Below are 16,346 nucleotides of genomic sequence, written 5' to 3' on the forward strand. Positions count from 1 at the left end.
GCTTTGGCAATGGAAGCTTCTTTTGAGTTTGGTTTTTTGTTGTCGGCCATCCATGTTGCTTTCAACATAAGTAACCGTGCTGCTTCCCATTCGGCCTGGTCCCAGCTGGTCGGCCAGCACCGCCTCCTCGACCACGTTCCGCAGCACCTGGCCATGCGGCAGCAGGGCGCCGTCCGGCCCGGCGGTCACGTCGCCGAAAGTGTCGAGTCCGAGTTCGAGAGGCTGGGCCATGGCAATCCCTGGGTCAGGAAGCAAAGTCACCGCAGAGATGGCCACCGCGCCCGGCCGGTCAATCGTCTGATTGGAAACAGACTGTTCTATCCGCGGACCTTCTCGTCCTCTCCGCCCGGCCGGAACCGCCATTTCCGTTCCACCGCCCCGGCCAGGTCGATCCCGTTCGCCCGGGCGAACAGCAGGATGTGGCCCAGCACATCGGCGGTCTCGTCGGCCAGCGCCTGCCGCAGCTCCCCATCAGGCCGGCCATGCATGCGGCCGCGGCCGGTGAGCTTGTTCCAGACCTGGGTCAGCTCGCCCAGCTCCTCCTGCAACTTGAGCAGGAACCAGTCGGGGTCGCGCCGCACGCCGTTGGCCTCGGCATAACGGCGGGACGCGTCCTCGAACTGATCCTTCAGGCGGTCGAGCATGGGAGGCCCCTCAGTGTCGTGCCCGGGCTCGATCCCACGGGTGTCCGGTTCAGCGAAGATAGCAACCGAAGCGCGCTTAATCCGGGCTTCTTCTATTTTATTGTCATCCTCGGGCTTGACCCGAGGATCCAGGGGCTTTCAAGAACCGCTCTCGGTGGCCCCTGGATTGCCGGGTCAAGCCCGGCAATGACAATAAAAATTGAGATCAGAGACTCTCTCCACAGCCCAGAAAAGCTCAACCGGGCAGCCGCGGGTCAAGCTCGGCAATGACAGGAAGGGGAAGCGGCGACCGCCCCGTCACACCCGGAACTTGTACTCCTTGCCCGGCTGCCGCTCGATGTCGGGCGGGAAGTTGGCGCGCTTCTCGGCGAAATACCGCTCGCGGTGGTCGCCATCGGCCAGGCGGTTGTAGGTCAGGTACAGGATGCGCCGGGCCTTGTCGGTGAGGTTCGGCTTCGACGCATGCGGGGCGTAGCTGTCGAAGAACAGCACGTCGCCCGGCTCGGTCGGCACCGGCACCAGCTTGAAGCTGGCCATCTGCTCGTCGGTCAGCGGCTTCCACTCCTCGCCGATCAGCCCGGTGAGGCGCGGCATGTCCGCCATCTCGAGGCAGCCATTCTCGACCGTGGCGCGGTCGACCGAGACCATCACGGTCAGGAAAATGGGCGCGTAGCGCGACCAGCCGGCCTGCTGATCCTGGTGCGGCTCGAAGCCGGCGCCGCCCGCCATCTTGAAGTTGATCTTCTCCTTGTAGAGGCAGGACGGTGCCTCCAGCAGCTGCTCCACCGCCTGGAACAGCCGGCCGTGCCGGACCAGCCCGTCGAATTGGGCATGGTAGGGGCAGAAATTCTCGATCCGCTGCACCACCCGCTTGGACGGGTCGAGCAGGCTCGGCTCGTAATAGACCATGTGCTTGCCCGGCTCCTCGGGCATGGCGCTGAGCTCCTCGGTCCAGCGCGTGATCGCCGCGGTCTCGGCGGCGTCGAAGAAGCCGCGGGCGGCGACCCAGCCGGTGCGCGCATAGGCCGCGAGGTCCTCGGCAGACAGCGGGCCGGCGACGCCGGGGTTCACGGAATCGGGCATTCTCACTGCTCCAGCTGCGGCAGGATCTCCCGCTGCGCGCGGGCCACATCCACGTCGAAATCGATCTCGGTCCAGGGTAGGTCGCTGATATCCGCCACGCCGAACCGGCTTGGATGCGCCAGGATCAGGTCGCGGATCGCTTCCTCGTACTCAACAGTGGTGATGCCCTCGTGGACATACCAGTCGGTGCGGTCGCCGAGCGCACGCGCCATGTCGGGCGAGAAGCGGAAGAAGCCGACCGACTCGCCGTGCCAGTCATGCGCGTGCTCGGGCTTCTTGCGGAAATCGACGATGGTGTCGCCGCGGAAGCAGATCTTCACCGGCTCGTCGCCCGGCTCGATCTCGCGGTCGACCAGCAGCACGTTCTCTGCCGCACCGTCCAGGAGGCGGCCGATCATCGGCGCCGGGTACAGCACGTCGCCATCCATCAGCACCACCGGCGCGCCTGTGGCCAGCCGCTCGCGCTGGACCCACAGCGAGACCAGACTGCCCTCGCGGTAGCGCGGGTTCTCGACGAAGCTGACGCGGCCGCCGAGGCCGAGCCGGTCGATCTCGCGCCGGATCGAGTCGCCCTCATGGCCGATGGTGATCGAGATGTCCTCGACCCCGTTGGCGTGGAGCGCGGCAATATGCCGTTCCAGCAGCGACTTTCCACCGAACTGGAGCAGGATCTTCGGCCCGCCGGCGGCCGTTCCCAGGCGCCGGCCGACCCCGGCCGCGAGGATGATCGCGGTGGCTGCCCGCCTATCGGAGTATGACAAGGCCGTGATGCTCCGGTTGCATTTTTCTGAAGTCGAACGAAGATACAGGCCGAATTGCCGGCCCGGCAAGGCGTCGGGCGGCCGAGATTCCGCAACCCGGACATCCGGTTTCATGAGTGAAGAAGCGATGAAGGCCTTGGAAGACACCGCCGCGGCGGGCTCGACCGGCAGCGGTTCCTCGGCCAAGGCCGACCGCCCGAAGACGGTGTTCGCGGCGCTGCGCGAGGAGATCTTCTCCCCCACCCTCTCCTTCCTGATGGAGGCGCATAACGGCCTCTCCGCCAAGATCGTCGAGGAGGCCGGGTTCCGCGGCATCTGGGCCTCCGGCCTGACCAACTCGGCCAGCCTGGGCCTGCGCGACAGCAACGAGGCGTCGTGGACGCAGGTGCTGGACGTGCTCGAATACATGGCCGATGCGACCACGCTGCCGATCCTGGTTGACGGCGACACCGGCTACGGCAACTTCAACAATGTCCGCCGCCTGGTGCGCAAGCTGTGCGAGCGGCGGATCGCCGGCGTCTGCATCGAGGACAAGCTGTTCCCGAAGACCAACTCCTTCATCGGCGAGGCGCAGCCTCTGGCCGAGATCGAGGAGTTCTGCGGCCGCATCAAGGCCGGCAAGGACAGCCAGACCGATGACGACTTCGTGCTGGTGGCGCGGATCGAGGCGCTGATCTCCGGCCGCGGCATGGAGGAGGCGCTGCGCCGGGCCGAGGCCTACCACGCCGCCGGCGCCGACGCCGTGCTGATCCACTCCAAGAAGTCGACCGCCAACGAGATCTTCGAGTTCACCGAGCGCTGGGCCAACCGGTCGCCGGTGGTGATCGTGCCGACCATGTATTACGCCACCTCGACCGACCTGTTCCGCCAGGCCGGCATCTCGACGGTGATCTGGGCCAACCACCTGCTGCGCTCCTCGATCACGGCGATGCGCGAGACCGCCAAGCAGATCTTCGAGGACCAGTCGCTGCGCGAGGTCGAGGGCCGGGTGGCCAGCGTCCGCGACATCTTCGCCCTGGTCGGCAATGCCGAGCTGGAGGCGGCGGAGCGGCGCTATCTGCCGGGCAAGGCGGCGCCGAAGGCCGTGGTGCTGGCCGCGTCGCGCGGCGACCTGGGCGACGAGCTGACCCGCGACCAGCCGAAATGCATGATCGACGTGCGCGGCCAGTCGCTGCTGCAGCGCCTGGTCTCGACCCTCGGCGGCAGCGGGCTGAAGGACGTCACCGTGGTGCGCGGCTACCGCAAGGAAGCCGTGGTGGTGCCGGGTATCAAGACGGTGGACAACGACCGCTATGACGAGACCGGCGAGGTCTACTCCCTGGCCCAGGCGCGCAAGGCGCTGGAGGGCGAGACGGTGGTGGCCTATGGCGACGTGCTGTTCCGCCGCTACATCCTGGACGGGCTGATGTCGAGCGAGGGCGACATCGTCCTGGCGGTCGACGCCATGAGCCTGTCGGTCAAGCAGGCCAAGAAGACCCTGCGCGACCTGGTCGCCGCCGACCGCCCTTATTCCGGCAGCTACCTGGACGACACGCCGGTGCATCTGAAGTCGATGTCCGAGTCGATCCCGGCCGGCGAGGTCAGCGGCGAATGGATCGGCCTGGCCCGGTTCAGCGCCCAGGGCTCGGTCTGGCTGCGCGAGGAGATCGACCGGATCGAGGCCGAGGGGCTGCTGGAGACGGCCGACCTGCCGCTGCTGCTGACCCGCCTGGCCGCCCGGCATCCGGTGGTGGTGCAGTACTTCACCGCCCATTGGCTGGATGTCGACACGCTGAGCGATCTGGCCGACGCGCGCAATTTTACCTAGTCGGAACCGCGGCGCGCGACCCTGCCATGCGTCTGCGCGCCGCTTCCCTCCCGGGCCGTCGCATTCTACAAGAACCGGCATGATCACCGCAGACGAGTTCATCGCAGCGGCGAAGGCGCGCGGCCACGACTTCTACACCGGGGTCCCGTGCAGCTTCCTGACCCCGCTGATCAACGGCGTGCTGTCGAGCAGGGCCCTGACCTATGTCGGCGCCGCCAGCGAGGGCGAGGCGGTGGCGATCGCCGCCGGCGCCTGGCTGGCCGGGCGCAAGACGGTCGTCATGTGCCAAAACTCCGGCCTGGGCAACGCGGTCAACCCGCTGACCTCGCTGAACGCGCCGTTCCGCATCCCGACCCTGTTCGTCACCACCTGGCGCGGCCAGCCCGGCCAGCCGGACGAGCCGCAGCACGAGGTGATGGGCCGCATCACCCAGGACCTGCTGGAGCTGATCGAGGTGCCGCAGGCGGAGTTCCCGGCCGTGCCCGAGGCGCTGGGCCCGGCGCTGGACTGGGCCGCGGCCCGGATGGACGAGACCGGCCTGCCCTATGCCTTCGTGATGAAGAAGGGCGATGTCCGGGACGAGGATTTGCAGGCGGCCCCGGCCCCCTTGCCCCGCCCCGGCCGCCGCGCCGACTGGCCCGAGGCCGGGCCGCGCCCGACCCGAGCCGCGGTGCTGGAGCGGTTCCTGGCCCTGACCGACGAGCGCACCGCCGTGGTCGCCACCACCGGCAAGGCCGGACGCGAGCTGTTCACCCTGGCCGACCGGAAGCAGCACATCTATCAGGTCGGGTCGATGGGCGGCGCCTCGGGCATGGCGCTGGGCGTGGCGCTGAACACCCAGGCGCCGGTCGTGGTGCTGGATGGCGACGGCGCGGCGCTGATGAAGCTGGGCACCTTCGCCACCATCGGCGCCCAGGCGCCGGGCAACCTGATCCACATCCTGCTCGACAACGGCGTGCATGACTCGACCGGCGGCCAGGCCACGGTCTCCGCCTCGGTCGACTTCGCCGCGGTGGCCCTGGCCTGCGGCTATCAGTTCGCCGCCTCCTGCGCCAGCCTGGACGGGTTCGAGGCCGCGTTCCGCGCCGCGTCCGAGGCGCCGCGTCCGGCGCTGATCCATGTCCGCATCGCGCCGGGCTCGATGGACAAGCTGGGCCGGCCGACCGTCGGCCCGGCCGATGTCGCCCGCCGCTTCCGGGATTTCCTCGTCGGCCTGCGCCCGGCCGCAATGGACGCCGTCGCCGCATCATGAAATGGCCCGCCTGCATCGGGATTGCCGTCGGCCTGGCGGTCGCGGTCGTGCTGGTCTGGCTGACCGGCGCCGCCGAGATCTGGGCCGCCCTGACCGGCGCCGGCTGGGGCATCCTGGCCGTCATCGCCCTGCACTTCCCGCAGTTCCTGTTCTCCTCGCTCGGCTGGCGCGTGCTGGTGCCGGAGCGGCCGGTGCCGCCTTTGACCTTCTTCATCCGGCTGCGCTGGATCCGCGAGGCGATCAACTCGCTGCTGCCGGTGGCGCAGATCGGCGGCGAGCTGATCACCGCCCGGCTGCTGGCGATGCGCGGCGTGCCGCTGAACCGGTCCGGCGCCGCCATCGTCGTCGACCTGACGACGCAGATGGCCAGCCAGGTGGTGTTCACCGTCTTCGGCCTGGTGCTGCTGTTCCTCGGCGCCCATGACGGCGCCATGACGCCCTGGATCATCGCCGGGGCCGGCGTCGGCCTGGTACTGGTGGTGCTGTTCATCGGCGCCCAGCGTTTCGGCATGTTCAAGGTGCTGGAGCGCGGGCTGATCCGCCTGGCCGACAAGTTCGGCTGGGAGTCGCTGGGCGAGGTCTCCGGCCTGCACGATTCGATCGTGTCGCTGTACGGCGACCATGCCCGCCGGGTCTGGACCTCGGGCGGCCACCACCTGGTCTCCTGGCTGCTGGGCTGCCTGGAGATCTGGGCGACGCTGTGGGCGCTGGGCCTCGAGCCCAGCCTGCGCGACGCGGTGATCATCGAGAGCCTGGCCCAGGCCGTCCGCATCGCCGGCGTGCTGGTGCCCGGCGCGCTGGGCGTCCAGGAGGGCGGCTTCATCGTCATCTGCGGCCTGCTGGGCATCCCGCCGCACAGCGCGGTGGCGATGGCGCTGATCCGCCGCATCCGCGAGATCGCGCTGGGCGTGCCGGGCCTGATGGCCTGGCAGGCCATGGAAGGCCGGCACCTGGCCCGGCGCCGCCGCGCCCGCGCCTCGGAGGCCTCGTGATGCCCTGGTCCGCCGAAGATCCGGCCCTGCTGACCCCCGGGCCGCTGACCACCCGGATCGAGACCCGCCGCGCCATGCTGCGCGACTGGGGCTCGCGCGACCGCGCCTTCATCGCCCTGACGGCGGAGCTGCGGCAGCGCCTGCTGGCCGTCGCGGGAGGCGAGGCCAGCCATGTCGCCATCCCGCTGCAGGGCAGCGGCACCTTCATCGTCGAAGCGGCGATCGCCACGCTGCTGCCCGCCACGGGCAAGCTGCTGGTGCTGGCCAACGGGTCCTATGGCGAGCGCATGGTTGCCATCGCCACCCGCCTGGGCCGGTCGGTCGAGGCCCTGCGCTGGCCGGAGTACCGGCCGGTGGAGCCGGAGCGGGTCGACGCGGCGCTGGCGGCCGATCCTTCGATCACCCATGTCGCGCTGGTCCATTGCGAGACCACCTCGGGCATCCTCAACCCGTTCGAGAAGGTGGCTGAGATCGTGGCCCGGCACGGCCGGCCGCTGATCCTGGATGCGATGAGCAGCTTCGGCGCGCTGCCGATCGACCTCTCGACCACGCCGGCCGCGGCGGTGCTGGCCTCCAGCAACAAGGGGCTGGAAGGCGTGCCCGGCCTGGGCTTCGCCCTGGTCGAGCGGCAGGCGATCGCGGCGGCGAAGGGCAACAGCCCGTCGACCAGCCTGGACTTGCACGACCAGTGGCGCGGTTTCGAAGGCAACGGCCAGTGGCGCTTCACCCCGCCGGTGCAGGTGGTGGCCGCGCTGGTCGAGGCGCTGCACCTGTTGGAGGCCGAAGGCGGTCCCGCTGCCCGGCTGCGCCGCTACCAGGACAATTTCGACACGCTGGCGGCCGGCATGGCGCGGCTGGGTTTCCGCCTGTTCCTGGACCCCGCGGTGCAGGCGCCGATCATCGCAACCTTCCATCCGCTGGACGACCCGCGCTTCGTCTTCGAGCCGTTCTACGAGGCGCTGGCCGCGCGCGGCTTCCTGATCTATCCAGGCAAGCTGACCCGGGCCGACAGCTTCCGCATCGGCTGCATCGGCGCCCTCGACCGCAACGATTTCCAGTCTCTGCTCGTTGCCATCGAGGACACACTGTCGGAGATGCGCCGATGAAGACCGCCGCCCCCCTTCTCGCCTTCGCCTGGCTCGCGCTCGGCGCCGCCACCGCCTCGGCGGGGACGGTCCAGATCGTCGTGGGCAACATCAAGGAAGACAAGGGCACGATCCGGATGTCGCTGTGCCCGCAGGAGAAGTTTCTGGGGGATGACTGCCCCTATAGCGGCACCGCCCCGGCCACGGTGCCGCAGGCGACCGTGGTCATTCCCAACGTCGCCCCGGGCGTCTATGCGGCGCAGGGCTACCAGGACGTCAACGACAACCACAAGATCGACCGCAACCTGCTGGGCGTGCCGGAGGAAGGCGTCGCCTTCTCGCGCGACCCCTCCTATTTCTTCGCGCCGCCCGACTTCAAGGACGCCGCCTTCACCGTCAGCCCCCAGGGAACGCGGATCACCCTCCGGCTGCGCTATTTCTGAATCGCGGGCTTTGGCCGCCGCGCCAGCATCCCGAGCCAGGCCGCGCCGGCCGGTGTGATCACCGCCGCCGCGATCAGCATCGGCCAGGCCAAGCCCAGCCAGACGAAGACCGGCACCAGGGCCAGGGCGTCGTCGGGGTCGACCACCACACCGCGATGGCGCATGGCGTAGCGCGACAGCTCGATCACCTTGGTCACGTTCAGCTGCCAGAACAGCACGCCGATGCCGATGCCCGCCGCGGCGCCGAGCAGGACGGGGGGCAGCCCGAGGCCGGCGCGGGCCAGCCCGATGCCGATGCCGATGAAGGCGATCGCGTCGCACAGGCAGTCGACGCACAGATCGTAGCGGTGCCCGCCCGGGCTCATCTGCCCGGTCTGCCGCGCCAGTTCGCCATCGGCGCGGTCGAACAGCATCGACAGCAGGAACATGATCCCACCCAGATCGGCCCAGGCCCCGCCGCAGGCGAATCCCGCCGCCGCCGCCACGCCGGTGGCCAGCCGCACGGTGGTCAGCTGGTTCGGTGTGACGCCGGTCGGCGCGATCCGCCGGACGGCCGGCCGGACGATACGGTGGATCAGGGTATCGTGGCTCATCCTGTCTCTGTCGTCTCCGCGGTCGTCCGCTTGGCTCCGATCCGTCCTGTTTTCTAGACCATCATGCCGAATGTAAGGCAACGGTCTCGGCATGCCTGCGTCGCAGCCGCCACGCGCCTTTCACGCCGTCGCGATTGCAATCCGTCTTCAGTCCTGCGACATGATATAGACGTCGCGCTGGGTTTCGTCGCCTGCCGAGGCTGTCTTCGCATGAGTGCGCCCATTCCCTCCCGGCCCCTGGGGCCAGTTCTCACGCGCCGCGCCGCCCTCGGCGTGGTCGGTGGCATCGCCTTGGCCGGACCGGCCGCCTACGCCCTGCCGCCCGCGGCGCGCCCCGGCTCGCTGCTGGACGAGGTCCACAATCGGGTCGAGCCGTATCTCGAGCTCGGCCACGCCCACACTGGCGAGACCTATGTCGGCCGGTTCTACGGCCCCGACGGCTATGATGTCGCCGAGCTGCAGAAGCTCGACTGGTTCCTGCGGGACTGGCGCCAGGGCGCGGTGGTGCAGATGGATCCGCGGCTGTTCTGGGCCCTGGCGGTGATCCGCACCGTGGCCCAGCGCGCGGGCTTCAGCGGCCGGGCGACGATCAATTCCGGCTACCGCACGCTGAAGACCAACTCCTCGCTGGAGGGAACGGCCCGCAACTCGCTGCACATGGCCGGCCGGGCGATCGACCTGACCTTCGAGAAGGTGCCGCCCAGCCAGCTGGTCGGCTGCGCCCTGGCCCTGCAGATCGGCGGCGTCGGCCAGTATCCGGGCTTCACCCACATCGATTCCGGCAACCTGCGCACCTGGCACGGCTGAGCGCCCCGCCGCGAGGCGGTGACGGCCCGGTGACAATCGGCGCGGGCCGGATGCGATTCCCAATCGCAGGGTCGACGCGGCGATGCGATCATTCTATCCATGGTTCAGCCATGCGTGACCGCGCAGGCGCGCCCGTCTCAGGCGCACCAAACCCTGCATTTCAAGGGGAGAGCCCGCCGCCATGCCGTTCCCGTTCACCCGCGCCGCCATCCTCGCCGCTTCCCTAATCGTCGTGGGTTGCGGCGAATCGCAGACGACCTCGCTGCTGCGGATGGGCGATAACATCCGCGCCGCGGGCGATCCCGAAACGGCGATGACCTTCTACCAGCGCGCCGCGACCGAGGATCCCAGCAACCCGCAGCCGATGATCAAGCTGGGCGACGCCACGCTGCAGGCCGGCGACCCGGCGCGGGCCGCCAGCTACTACCACGCCGCCCTGGCGGTGGAGCCGACCAACGCCGACGCCCTGCGCGGCCTGGGCAAGGTGCAGCTGGCTCAGGGCAAGCCGCAGGAAGCGATCGCGGTGCTGGACCAGGCGCTGGCCCGCAAGCCGGACGACGTGTCGACCATCCTGGCCAAGGGCACCGCGCTGGCCCTCCTGGGCCGGCCGCAGGAGGCCCAGGGCCTGTATCAGAAGGCGCTGCTCAAGGCGCCGAGCAATGTCAGCTTGAAGACCAACCTCGCTTTGTCCTACGCCCTGGCCGGCAACACCGGCGAGGCGGTGCAGGTGATGCGGGAGGCGGCCGCCGCGCCCGACGCCACCGCCGTGCAGCAGCGCAACCTGGCGCTGGTGCTGGCCATGGACGGCAAGACCCAGGAGGCGCGCAAGGTCGCCGAGGCGGCCCTGTCGGCCAAGGAGGCACGCAACCTCCTCAACGCGGCGCGGCGGATCCGCGGCATCAAGGACCCGGTGCGACGAGCCCAGGCGATCGGCACGATCGGCTGAGCCTCGCCGCCGGCGGCGGTTTCAGGGCGCGCCGCCGCCGGAGATGTCGGTGGTGGCGTTGCCGGTCCCCGACGACGGCGGCGGCAGCACCATGCCCGCCTGGCTGCGCTTGTTATGGGCATCGGTGTCGGTATCGGTCCTGTCGCTGCCGTCCAGCTGCAGGTAGCGCTCGGCCGCGCGGACGGACGGGTTGGCGAAGGCCGGCCCCATCTGGCGCCCCTGGAACAGGTCGCTCTTGCGCTCGACCTGCAGCGCCAGGTTCAGGTCGTTGGCGCAGCCCATCGGCAGATCCTCCGGCAGCGAGCCGTCCGGATTCATGCAGCGCTTCGGCCACAGCGCCTGCTGCCCGGCCGCCGCCACCTGCACCGTATCCGTGGCGGAGGGGTCGTTGACCAGCGAGATGCTGTAGCGGCCGGTGCCGCGCAGCACCGCCGCCACCGCCTCCTGCCGCGCCGCCGCCCGCGGGCCGCCGGCCGCGACGGTGACGCTGGAGCCGGGGGCGAGGCCAGCGCCGCGCACGAACTCGACCAGCCGGGTGCGCTCGGTCGCGCTCAGGCTCGAGGCTTGGGGCGCGAACAGCACCGGATGGGCCACCGGCGTCGACAGGGTGGTGTAGCCGTCCTCCGGCCAGTCCGGGAACTTGCGCTCGCAGGCGGCCAGGGTGCCGGCCAGGGCGATGGCCGCGAGATGCTGGATCGGGAACCTCATGGCGCGTCCTATTCGAGCACGAAGCCGGCGCTGCCGCCGGTCATGGAGGGGGATTGGCGCACCCGCCGCACGGTCGGCGCGGTGCGCTGCTGCGGCACCGCCACCGCCTGCGGGTTCTCCGCCGGCTTCATCAGATACGGGGTGATCAGGATCACCAGCTCGGTCTCGTTGCGCTTGTACCGGCTCGACTGGAACAGCTTGCCGAGGATCGGCACGTCGCCGAGCACCGGGATCTTGTCGGCGGAGTTCGACATGTTGCGCTGGAACATGCCGGCCAGGGCAAAGGTCTGGCCCGAGGCCAGCTCGATCGTGGTCTCGGCCCGGCGCACGATGAGCGACGGCACCGAGATGCCGTCGCTCTCGACCCGGGCGTCGTCGCTCAACTCGCTGACCTCCGGCTTCACCCGCATGGCGATGCGCTCGCCCGGCAACACGGTCGGGACGAAGGACAGCGACACGCCGAACTGCTTGTATTCGACCGTCACGGTCTGGTTGCCCTGCGGCACCGGGATCGGGAACTCGCCGCCGGCCAGGAAGTTCGCCGACTCGCCGCTGACCGCGGTCAGGGTCGGCTCGGCCAGGATGCTGACCAGCCCTTCCCGCTGCAGCGCGTCGATCACCGCATCGACATTGTTGCCGCCGCTGTGATAGCCGGCGATGGCGGTGCCGGCCGCCCCGAGCGCCGGCGGGAAGCCGCCGCTGACCAGGCCGATGTTGAACTTGCCGATGTCGAACATCGCCTGCCAGTTGACGCCCAGATTCTCCACCGCGGTGCGCTGGACTTCGGCGAAGCGGACGCGGATGCCGACCTGCTGCGACCCCTGGATCGTGTTCAGGTTCATCGACCCGCCGGCATTGCTGCCGAGCTGCTGGGCCAGGGCGTCCAGCTTCATGGCGCTGCCGAGATCGGCCACCGTCCCGGTGGTCACCGGACGGTCCTGGATGTAGCCCATCTGGCCGCCAGAGGCCGGGGCAACCTGCATCATCTCGCGCTGCGCCGCCGCCGCGTCCTGGCTGACCCGGACATTGGCGGCCGCCACCACCTGGTCGGCGCTGCTGAGCGCGAACAGGTTGGTGGTGCCGGACGACACGCCGTAGATATAGGCCGAGCGGGCGGACACCATCTCGACATCGAGCACATTCGGGTTGGCCACCAGCACGGTCTGCACCGGCAAGGCGAAGGTCAGCAGGTTGCCCTGCCCCACCTTCATCTCTATCAGCGACCGGCTGGGGGTCAGGCCCGGCTGCGCCTGCCGCGGCGGCGCCGGCTGGACCTGCATCATCGGGGCCTGCGCGCCCGGCTGGTTCGGCGCCGGCTGCATCGCCGGCGTCGACCGGGGCGGCGGCTCGGCCGGCGCGCCCGGCGGCAGGGTGACGATCTTGGGCTGCGTCGCCGGGGCGCGCATCGCCGTGACGTCCTCGGTCGGCGTTACCGTCGTCTCGCCGGGGGCGACCGGCGCCGCCTGCGCCTGGGGCGGCAGCGGCTGCACCGTCATGCCCGGCACGTCCTGGGCCAGGGCGGGCGGAACACCACCGGCGGCGGCGGCGGTCAGGAGAACCGTGGCGGCGAGCGCATGACACAATCGGGCCAGGGATCGTGATCCGTCCATTGTCCCCCTCACTCCGCGGCGGCCCGGTCGAGCCCGGCCTCGGCATCCTGGCGGTTGCGGCGGCCGGTCAGCCGGACCACCGCCACCGGCTGCACCGTGTAGTCCGGCGCGATCTCGGCATAGGACAGCACCACCGCCTCGACCTGGTTCCGGGCCAGGGTCTGGCGCAGGAAGCGTCTTGTATCGAGCGCGGTCAGGATCACCGGCGGCCGGCCGCCGGCGACGACCCGGCCGAGATGGCCGCGAATGGTGTCGACCAGCTCCTCGGCCTGCCCCTCGGGCAGCGCCAGATAGGCGCCGACCGTGGTCTGCCGGATCGACTGGCGCACCACCTCCTCGGCGCCGCGCTCCAGGATCAGCGCGTGGATGACCTTCCGGTCGTCGGCATGGGCATGGCAGATCTGGCGCTTCAGCCCGCCGCGGACATACTCGGCCAGCAGGACGACGTCCTGCTCCTTCTGGCCCCATTCGGCCAGCGTCTCCAGCACCAGCCGGTGGTTGCGCAGCGAGATGCCCTCTTCCAGCAGCCGGCGGAACACGTCGGCGATCTGGTTGACCGACAGGTTCCGCTGCGCCTCGCGCACCAGGTCGCCGCGCGTTGCCTCGATGCCCTTGAGGAAGGTCATGGTCTCCTGGATGCCGAGGAAATGCGGAGCGTAGCGGCGCAGCGCGCGGGTCAGCGCCTCGGCCACGATCTCCTCCGCCGTGGCGTGGCCGATCCCGGCCTCGGCCAGGGTCGCCTCGTGCCGGGCGTCGACCCAGTGCTGCACCTTGCCGCCGGGCCCCTCGCTGGTGTCGGCGGCGAGGCCGAGCAGGTCGAGATGCATCGGGTCGTCGCGCAGCAGGATCCGGCCCGGCCGCGCCGTCCCGGCCTCGACCGGGACGCCGTCGATGTCGATGCGGAACCCGTCCGCGGGCAGCGCCCCGCCGGGCCCGACGCGGCCGGCCGGGAACGGCACGCCCAGCGTCTGCGCCAGCTCCTCCGCCGTCTCCTGCGCCAGCTGCTCGGCCCGGGCCCGGCCCAGCCCGGCCGCGAGGTCGGCGCCGAAATGCAAGGTCACGGTCTCGTCCGCCGCCGGGTCGGCGACCGCCTCCTCCGCCGCGGCTCCCGCCTCGCGCAGGGCGCGGCGGCGGCGCAGCAGCACGCCGCCGGCCATGGCCGCGGCGATGGCCAGGAAGATCACGGTCGGGAAGCCCGGGATGAAACCGAGCAGCGCCACCACGCCCGCAGCCATCAGCAGCGCCGTCGGGTTGGCGCCGATCTGGTGGGCGATGTCGGCGCCGAGGTTGCGGCTCTCCGACGTGGTGACGCGGGTGACGATGGTGCCGGAGGTGATGGCGACGAACAGCGCCGGGATCTGCGACACCAGCCCGTCGCCGATGGTCAGCAGCGAATAGACATGCATCGCCTGGCCCAGCGACATGCCGTGCTGCAGCATGCCGACGGCAAGGCCGCCGATCAGGTTGACCGCGACGATGATCAGGCCGGCGATGGCGTCGCCCTTCACGAACTTCATGGCGCCGTCCATGGCGCCGTAGAGCTGGCTTTCCTTCTCCAGCGTCTGGCGGCGGCGGGTCGCCTCGGCCAGGTCGATGTCGCCGGCGCGCAGCTCGCCGTCGATGCTCATCTGCTTGCCGGGCAGCGCGTCGAGGGTGAAGCGGGCCGCCACTTCGGCCACGCGCTCGGCGCCCTTCACCACCACCACGAACTGGACCACGGTGATGATCAGGAAGATCACCAGGCCGATGGCCAGGCTGCCGCCGATCACGAACTCGCCGAAGGTCTGGATGATCGCACCGGCATCGGCCTGCATCAGGATCAGGCGGGTGACGCCGATCGACAGCGCCAGCCGGAACACCGTGGCGATCAGGATCACCGAGGGCAGCACCGACAGCTCGAGCGGGCTGCGCAGATAGACCGCCACCATCAGCAGCAGGACCGCGAAGGTCATGTTGCAGGCGATCAGCGCGTCGACCAGCAGGGTCGGCAGCGGCAGGATCATCAGCAGGATGGTCGCGACCAGCAGGGCCACGATCATCAGGTCCTGCCGTCCGGCCGCGGCCGCCAGGGCCGATTGCCAGCTGCGGTTGCGGGCGCGGGCCGTCGTCATGCCGCCACCCGCCGGTCGGGGGCGTCGAGATAGTCGCGGAAGGCGCGCCGCGCCGCCTCGATCTCGCCGAGCTGGTGCAGCGCCCGGCTGCGCAGCAGGTGCCGCGCCGCGGCCGGCGGCTCCGCCCGGTCGAGCCGGTCCAGCACCTCGATCGCCTGGCCGGGGCGGCCGACCGCGAGCAGGGCGACGGCCAGCGCCCGCAGCGCCGCCGGGTCGGCCCCGCCCTCCTCGCTGCCGCGCGAGGCCAGCAGCATCGCCAGGGCCAGCGCCCGGCGGTTCTGGCCGTGCCGCAGATAGTCGAAGACGAGCTGGTGCAGGGTGTCGCGCTGGACCGAATTCATCCGCGTCACCCGCTGATCAGGTCGTTCAGCCGCGCGCGCAGCAGGTCGTGCTTGCGCAGCTCCTGCAGCAGCACGGCGCTGCCCCAGCGGGCCAGCCGGTCCTCCGGCGCCTCCGCCTGCAGCAGGTCGAGGATGTCGGCCAGGGTCTCGGCCTGGGCGCCGGGGGCGGCATGGAGGCCCGACGCCGTGGCCGGGCGGATATAGTCCAGCATCTCCTCCCGCAGCCGGGAGGTGCGGTCGCGCCGGCCGCGGACCGAGCCGGCCCGGCGCGCCGCCGGCATGCCGGCGGAGGTCACGGGCCGCCCGGTGCTGATCCCGTCGGGCTGCGGGCCGGCCCTGACGCCGTCGAGCGGTTCGGTGCGGGACTGAATCGTCGTCATCTCGTTCCCCCTTCCCCGGCGTCCTAAGGCTTGGCGGGGTCGGTCAGGACCATCACGAAGCTCTGCCCGCTCCGGCTGCGCAGGGTGACGGCGTCGGACCGGATCTTGTCGACCGACCAGCCGCCGCCGAGATCCGCCCCCTCGAAGTATTTCGAGCCGGTGTGGGTGATCAGATAGGGGTTGTCGCCGGTCCAAACCGCCTGGATCACGATCTCCGGCGCGCTGCTGCCGGCCCCGGTCGCCACCTCCGACGCCAGCAGGGCCGAGGAGGCGAAGGTGCGGTCGAACCAGGCCTGGATCTCGCGCCACTGCGCCATCTCCTCCGGCGACAGCCGGCCGGTGGCGACGATGCGGCTGCCCTTCGCGCTCAGGGTCACGCTGTCGAGATGGGCGGCGTCGATCCGCGACTGCAGCGCCTCCTGCGGCGTCTGCTGCCGCGGCACGACCGGCGCCAGTGCCGCGGTCTGCACCGCCGGCCTGCCGGTCTCGGGCGTTGCAGCCTGCTCGGGCATCCGGACCTCGGAGCCGCCGCCCGATCCCCCGGACGACAGCGCGATCCCGGACAGCCCGCCCAGGATCACGAGCAGCGCGGCCGTGACCGTCACCGCGCGCAGGCGCGAGCCGCCGACGGTCGCTTCCACCGGGCTGCGTAGCACGATGCGGGAGGATCCGAGCGTCAGCTCGGCCGGCAGCGGCAGGGTCAGGGCCCCGCCGGGCTCGGTCGTGCCGGCCCGCCCCGGCACGGTGACGGTGCCGGCCAGCGGCTCGACCCGCACGCGGCTC

Annotated in this window: 17 protein-coding genes and 1 pseudogene; 7 read left to right on the forward strand and 11 right to left on the reverse strand. The window is 70.7% G+C overall.

Going from position 1 to position 16,346, the window contains the following annotated elements; translation table 11 throughout:
- The 4 genes and pseudogenes from ABDW35_RS15825 to ABDW35_RS15840 form a co-directional block, all read right to left on the reverse strand.
- Window positions 1–231, reverse strand: a pseudogene (locus ABDW35_RS15825) (hypothetical protein); the annotation flags it as partial.
- 86 nt (window positions 232–317) lie between these two features.
- The gene (locus ABDW35_RS15830) at window positions 318–644 is read right to left on the reverse strand and encodes a hypothetical protein (RefSeq protein WP_343714843.1); all 327 of its coding nucleotides are present in this window, start codon (window positions 642–644) and stop codon (window positions 318–320) included.
- A gap of 297 nt (window positions 645–941) precedes the next feature.
- Window positions 942–1,727 carry a phytanoyl-CoA dioxygenase family protein gene (locus ABDW35_RS15835; protein WP_343714844.1) on the reverse strand — a complete coding sequence of 262 codons (786 nt, stop codon included), beginning with the start codon at window positions 1,725–1,727 and terminating at the stop codon, window positions 942–944.
- 2 nt (window positions 1,728–1,729) lie between these two features.
- Window positions 1,730–2,488 carry a phosphocholine cytidylyltransferase family protein gene (locus ABDW35_RS15840; protein WP_343714845.1) on the reverse strand — a complete coding sequence of 253 codons (759 nt, stop codon included), beginning with the start codon at window positions 2,486–2,488 and terminating at the stop codon, window positions 1,730–1,732.
- A 127-nt stretch (window positions 2,489–2,615) separates the two neighbouring features.
- Here ABDW35_RS15840 and aepX point away from each other — a divergent pair, with 127 nt between their 5' ends.
- The 5 genes from aepX to ABDW35_RS15865 all read left to right on the forward strand — a co-directional run bounded on the left by aepX (window position 2,616) and on the right by ABDW35_RS15865 (window position 8,067).
- Window positions 2,616–4,295, forward strand: coding sequence for a phosphoenolpyruvate mutase (gene aepX / locus ABDW35_RS15845; RefSeq protein WP_052120735.1), 1,680 nt, complete (start codon window positions 2,616–2,618; stop codon window positions 4,293–4,295).
- 79 nt (window positions 4,296–4,374) lie between these two features.
- Complete coding sequence (gene aepY / locus ABDW35_RS15850) at window positions 4,375–5,547, forward strand: phosphonopyruvate decarboxylase (protein WP_343714846.1); 1,173 nt, start codon at window positions 4,375–4,377, stop codon at window positions 5,545–5,547.
- The gene (locus ABDW35_RS15855; protein WP_343714847.1) at window positions 5,544–6,539 is read left to right on the forward strand and encodes a lysylphosphatidylglycerol synthase domain-containing protein; all 996 of its coding nucleotides are present in this window, start codon (window positions 5,544–5,546) and stop codon (window positions 6,537–6,539) included. Before aepY ends, ABDW35_RS15855 begins: the two co-directional genes overlap by 4 nt.
- Window positions 6,539–7,645, forward strand: a complete 1,107-nt coding sequence (locus ABDW35_RS15860) for a 2-aminoethylphosphonate--pyruvate transaminase (RefSeq protein WP_343714848.1) — start codon at window positions 6,539–6,541, stop codon at window positions 7,643–7,645. The genes ABDW35_RS15855 and ABDW35_RS15860 overlap by 1 nt, the downstream gene beginning before the upstream one ends.
- Complete coding sequence (locus ABDW35_RS15865) at window positions 7,642–8,067, forward strand: DUF2141 domain-containing protein (RefSeq protein ID WP_343714849.1); 426 nt, start codon at window positions 7,642–7,644, stop codon at window positions 8,065–8,067. Before ABDW35_RS15860 ends, ABDW35_RS15865 begins: the two co-directional genes overlap by 4 nt.
- Here the strand turns inward: ABDW35_RS15865 and ABDW35_RS15870 are convergent.
- Window positions 8,058–8,660, reverse strand: coding sequence for a CDP-alcohol phosphatidyltransferase family protein (locus tag ABDW35_RS15870; protein WP_343714850.1), 603 nt, complete (start codon window positions 8,658–8,660; stop codon window positions 8,058–8,060). The two genes, ABDW35_RS15865 and ABDW35_RS15870, sit on opposite strands and share 10 nt — an antisense overlap.
- A 210-nt stretch (window positions 8,661–8,870) precedes the next feature.
- On the opposite strand from ABDW35_RS15870, the gene ABDW35_RS15875 reads away from it, so the two are divergent.
- Window positions 8,871–9,467 (forward strand): DUF882 domain-containing protein, encoded by a 597-nt coding sequence (locus ABDW35_RS15875; RefSeq protein WP_343714851.1) that lies wholly within the window; start codon window positions 8,871–8,873, stop codon window positions 9,465–9,467.
- 181 nt (window positions 9,468–9,648) lie between these two features.
- Window positions 9,649–10,413 carry a tetratricopeptide repeat protein gene (locus ABDW35_RS15880; RefSeq protein ID WP_343714852.1) on the forward strand — a complete coding sequence of 255 codons (765 nt, stop codon included), beginning with the start codon at window positions 9,649–9,651 and terminating at the stop codon, window positions 10,411–10,413.
- 21 nt (window positions 10,414–10,434) lie between these two features.
- On the opposite strand, the gene ABDW35_RS15885 is transcribed toward ABDW35_RS15880, so the two are convergent.
- From ABDW35_RS15885 to ABDW35_RS15910, 6 genes are all read right to left on the reverse strand, one after another.
- The gene (locus tag ABDW35_RS15885) at window positions 10,435–11,121 is read right to left on the reverse strand and encodes a CpaD family pilus assembly lipoprotein (protein ID WP_343714853.1); all 687 of its coding nucleotides are present in this window, start codon (window positions 11,119–11,121) and stop codon (window positions 10,435–10,437) included.
- A gap of 8 nt (window positions 11,122–11,129) precedes the next feature.
- A complete protein-coding gene (locus ABDW35_RS15890; RefSeq protein ID WP_343714854.1) occupies window positions 11,130–12,731 on the reverse strand; it encodes a pilus assembly protein N-terminal domain-containing protein in 1,602 nt (533 codons plus the stop codon).
- An 8-nt stretch (window positions 12,732–12,739) separates the two neighbouring features.
- Complete coding sequence (gene sctV, locus ABDW35_RS15895; RefSeq protein ID WP_343714855.1) at window positions 12,740–14,842, reverse strand: type III secretion system export apparatus subunit SctV; 2,103 nt, start codon at window positions 14,840–14,842, stop codon at window positions 12,740–12,742.
- Window positions 14,839–15,183, reverse strand: coding sequence for a hypothetical protein (locus tag ABDW35_RS15900; protein ID WP_343714856.1), 345 nt, complete (start codon window positions 15,181–15,183; stop codon window positions 14,839–14,841). Before ABDW35_RS15900 ends, sctV begins: the two co-directional genes overlap by 4 nt.
- A 5-nt stretch (window positions 15,184–15,188) precedes the next feature.
- On the reverse strand, window positions 15,189–15,563 hold the full coding sequence (locus ABDW35_RS15905; RefSeq protein ID WP_343714857.1) for a hypothetical protein: 375 nt from the start codon (window positions 15,561–15,563) through the stop codon (window positions 15,189–15,191).
- A gap of 23 nt (window positions 15,564–15,586) precedes the next feature.
- Window positions 15,587–16,346 (reverse strand): EscD/YscD/HrpQ family type III secretion system periplasmic domain-containing protein (locus ABDW35_RS15910; protein ID WP_343714858.1); only part of this gene is annotated, 760 nt, incomplete at its 5' end.

The sequence above is a fragment of the Inquilinus sp. genome (genome assembly GCF_039594555.1).
Lineage (GTDB): Bacteria > Pseudomonadota > Alphaproteobacteria > DSM-16000 > Inquilinaceae > Inquilinus.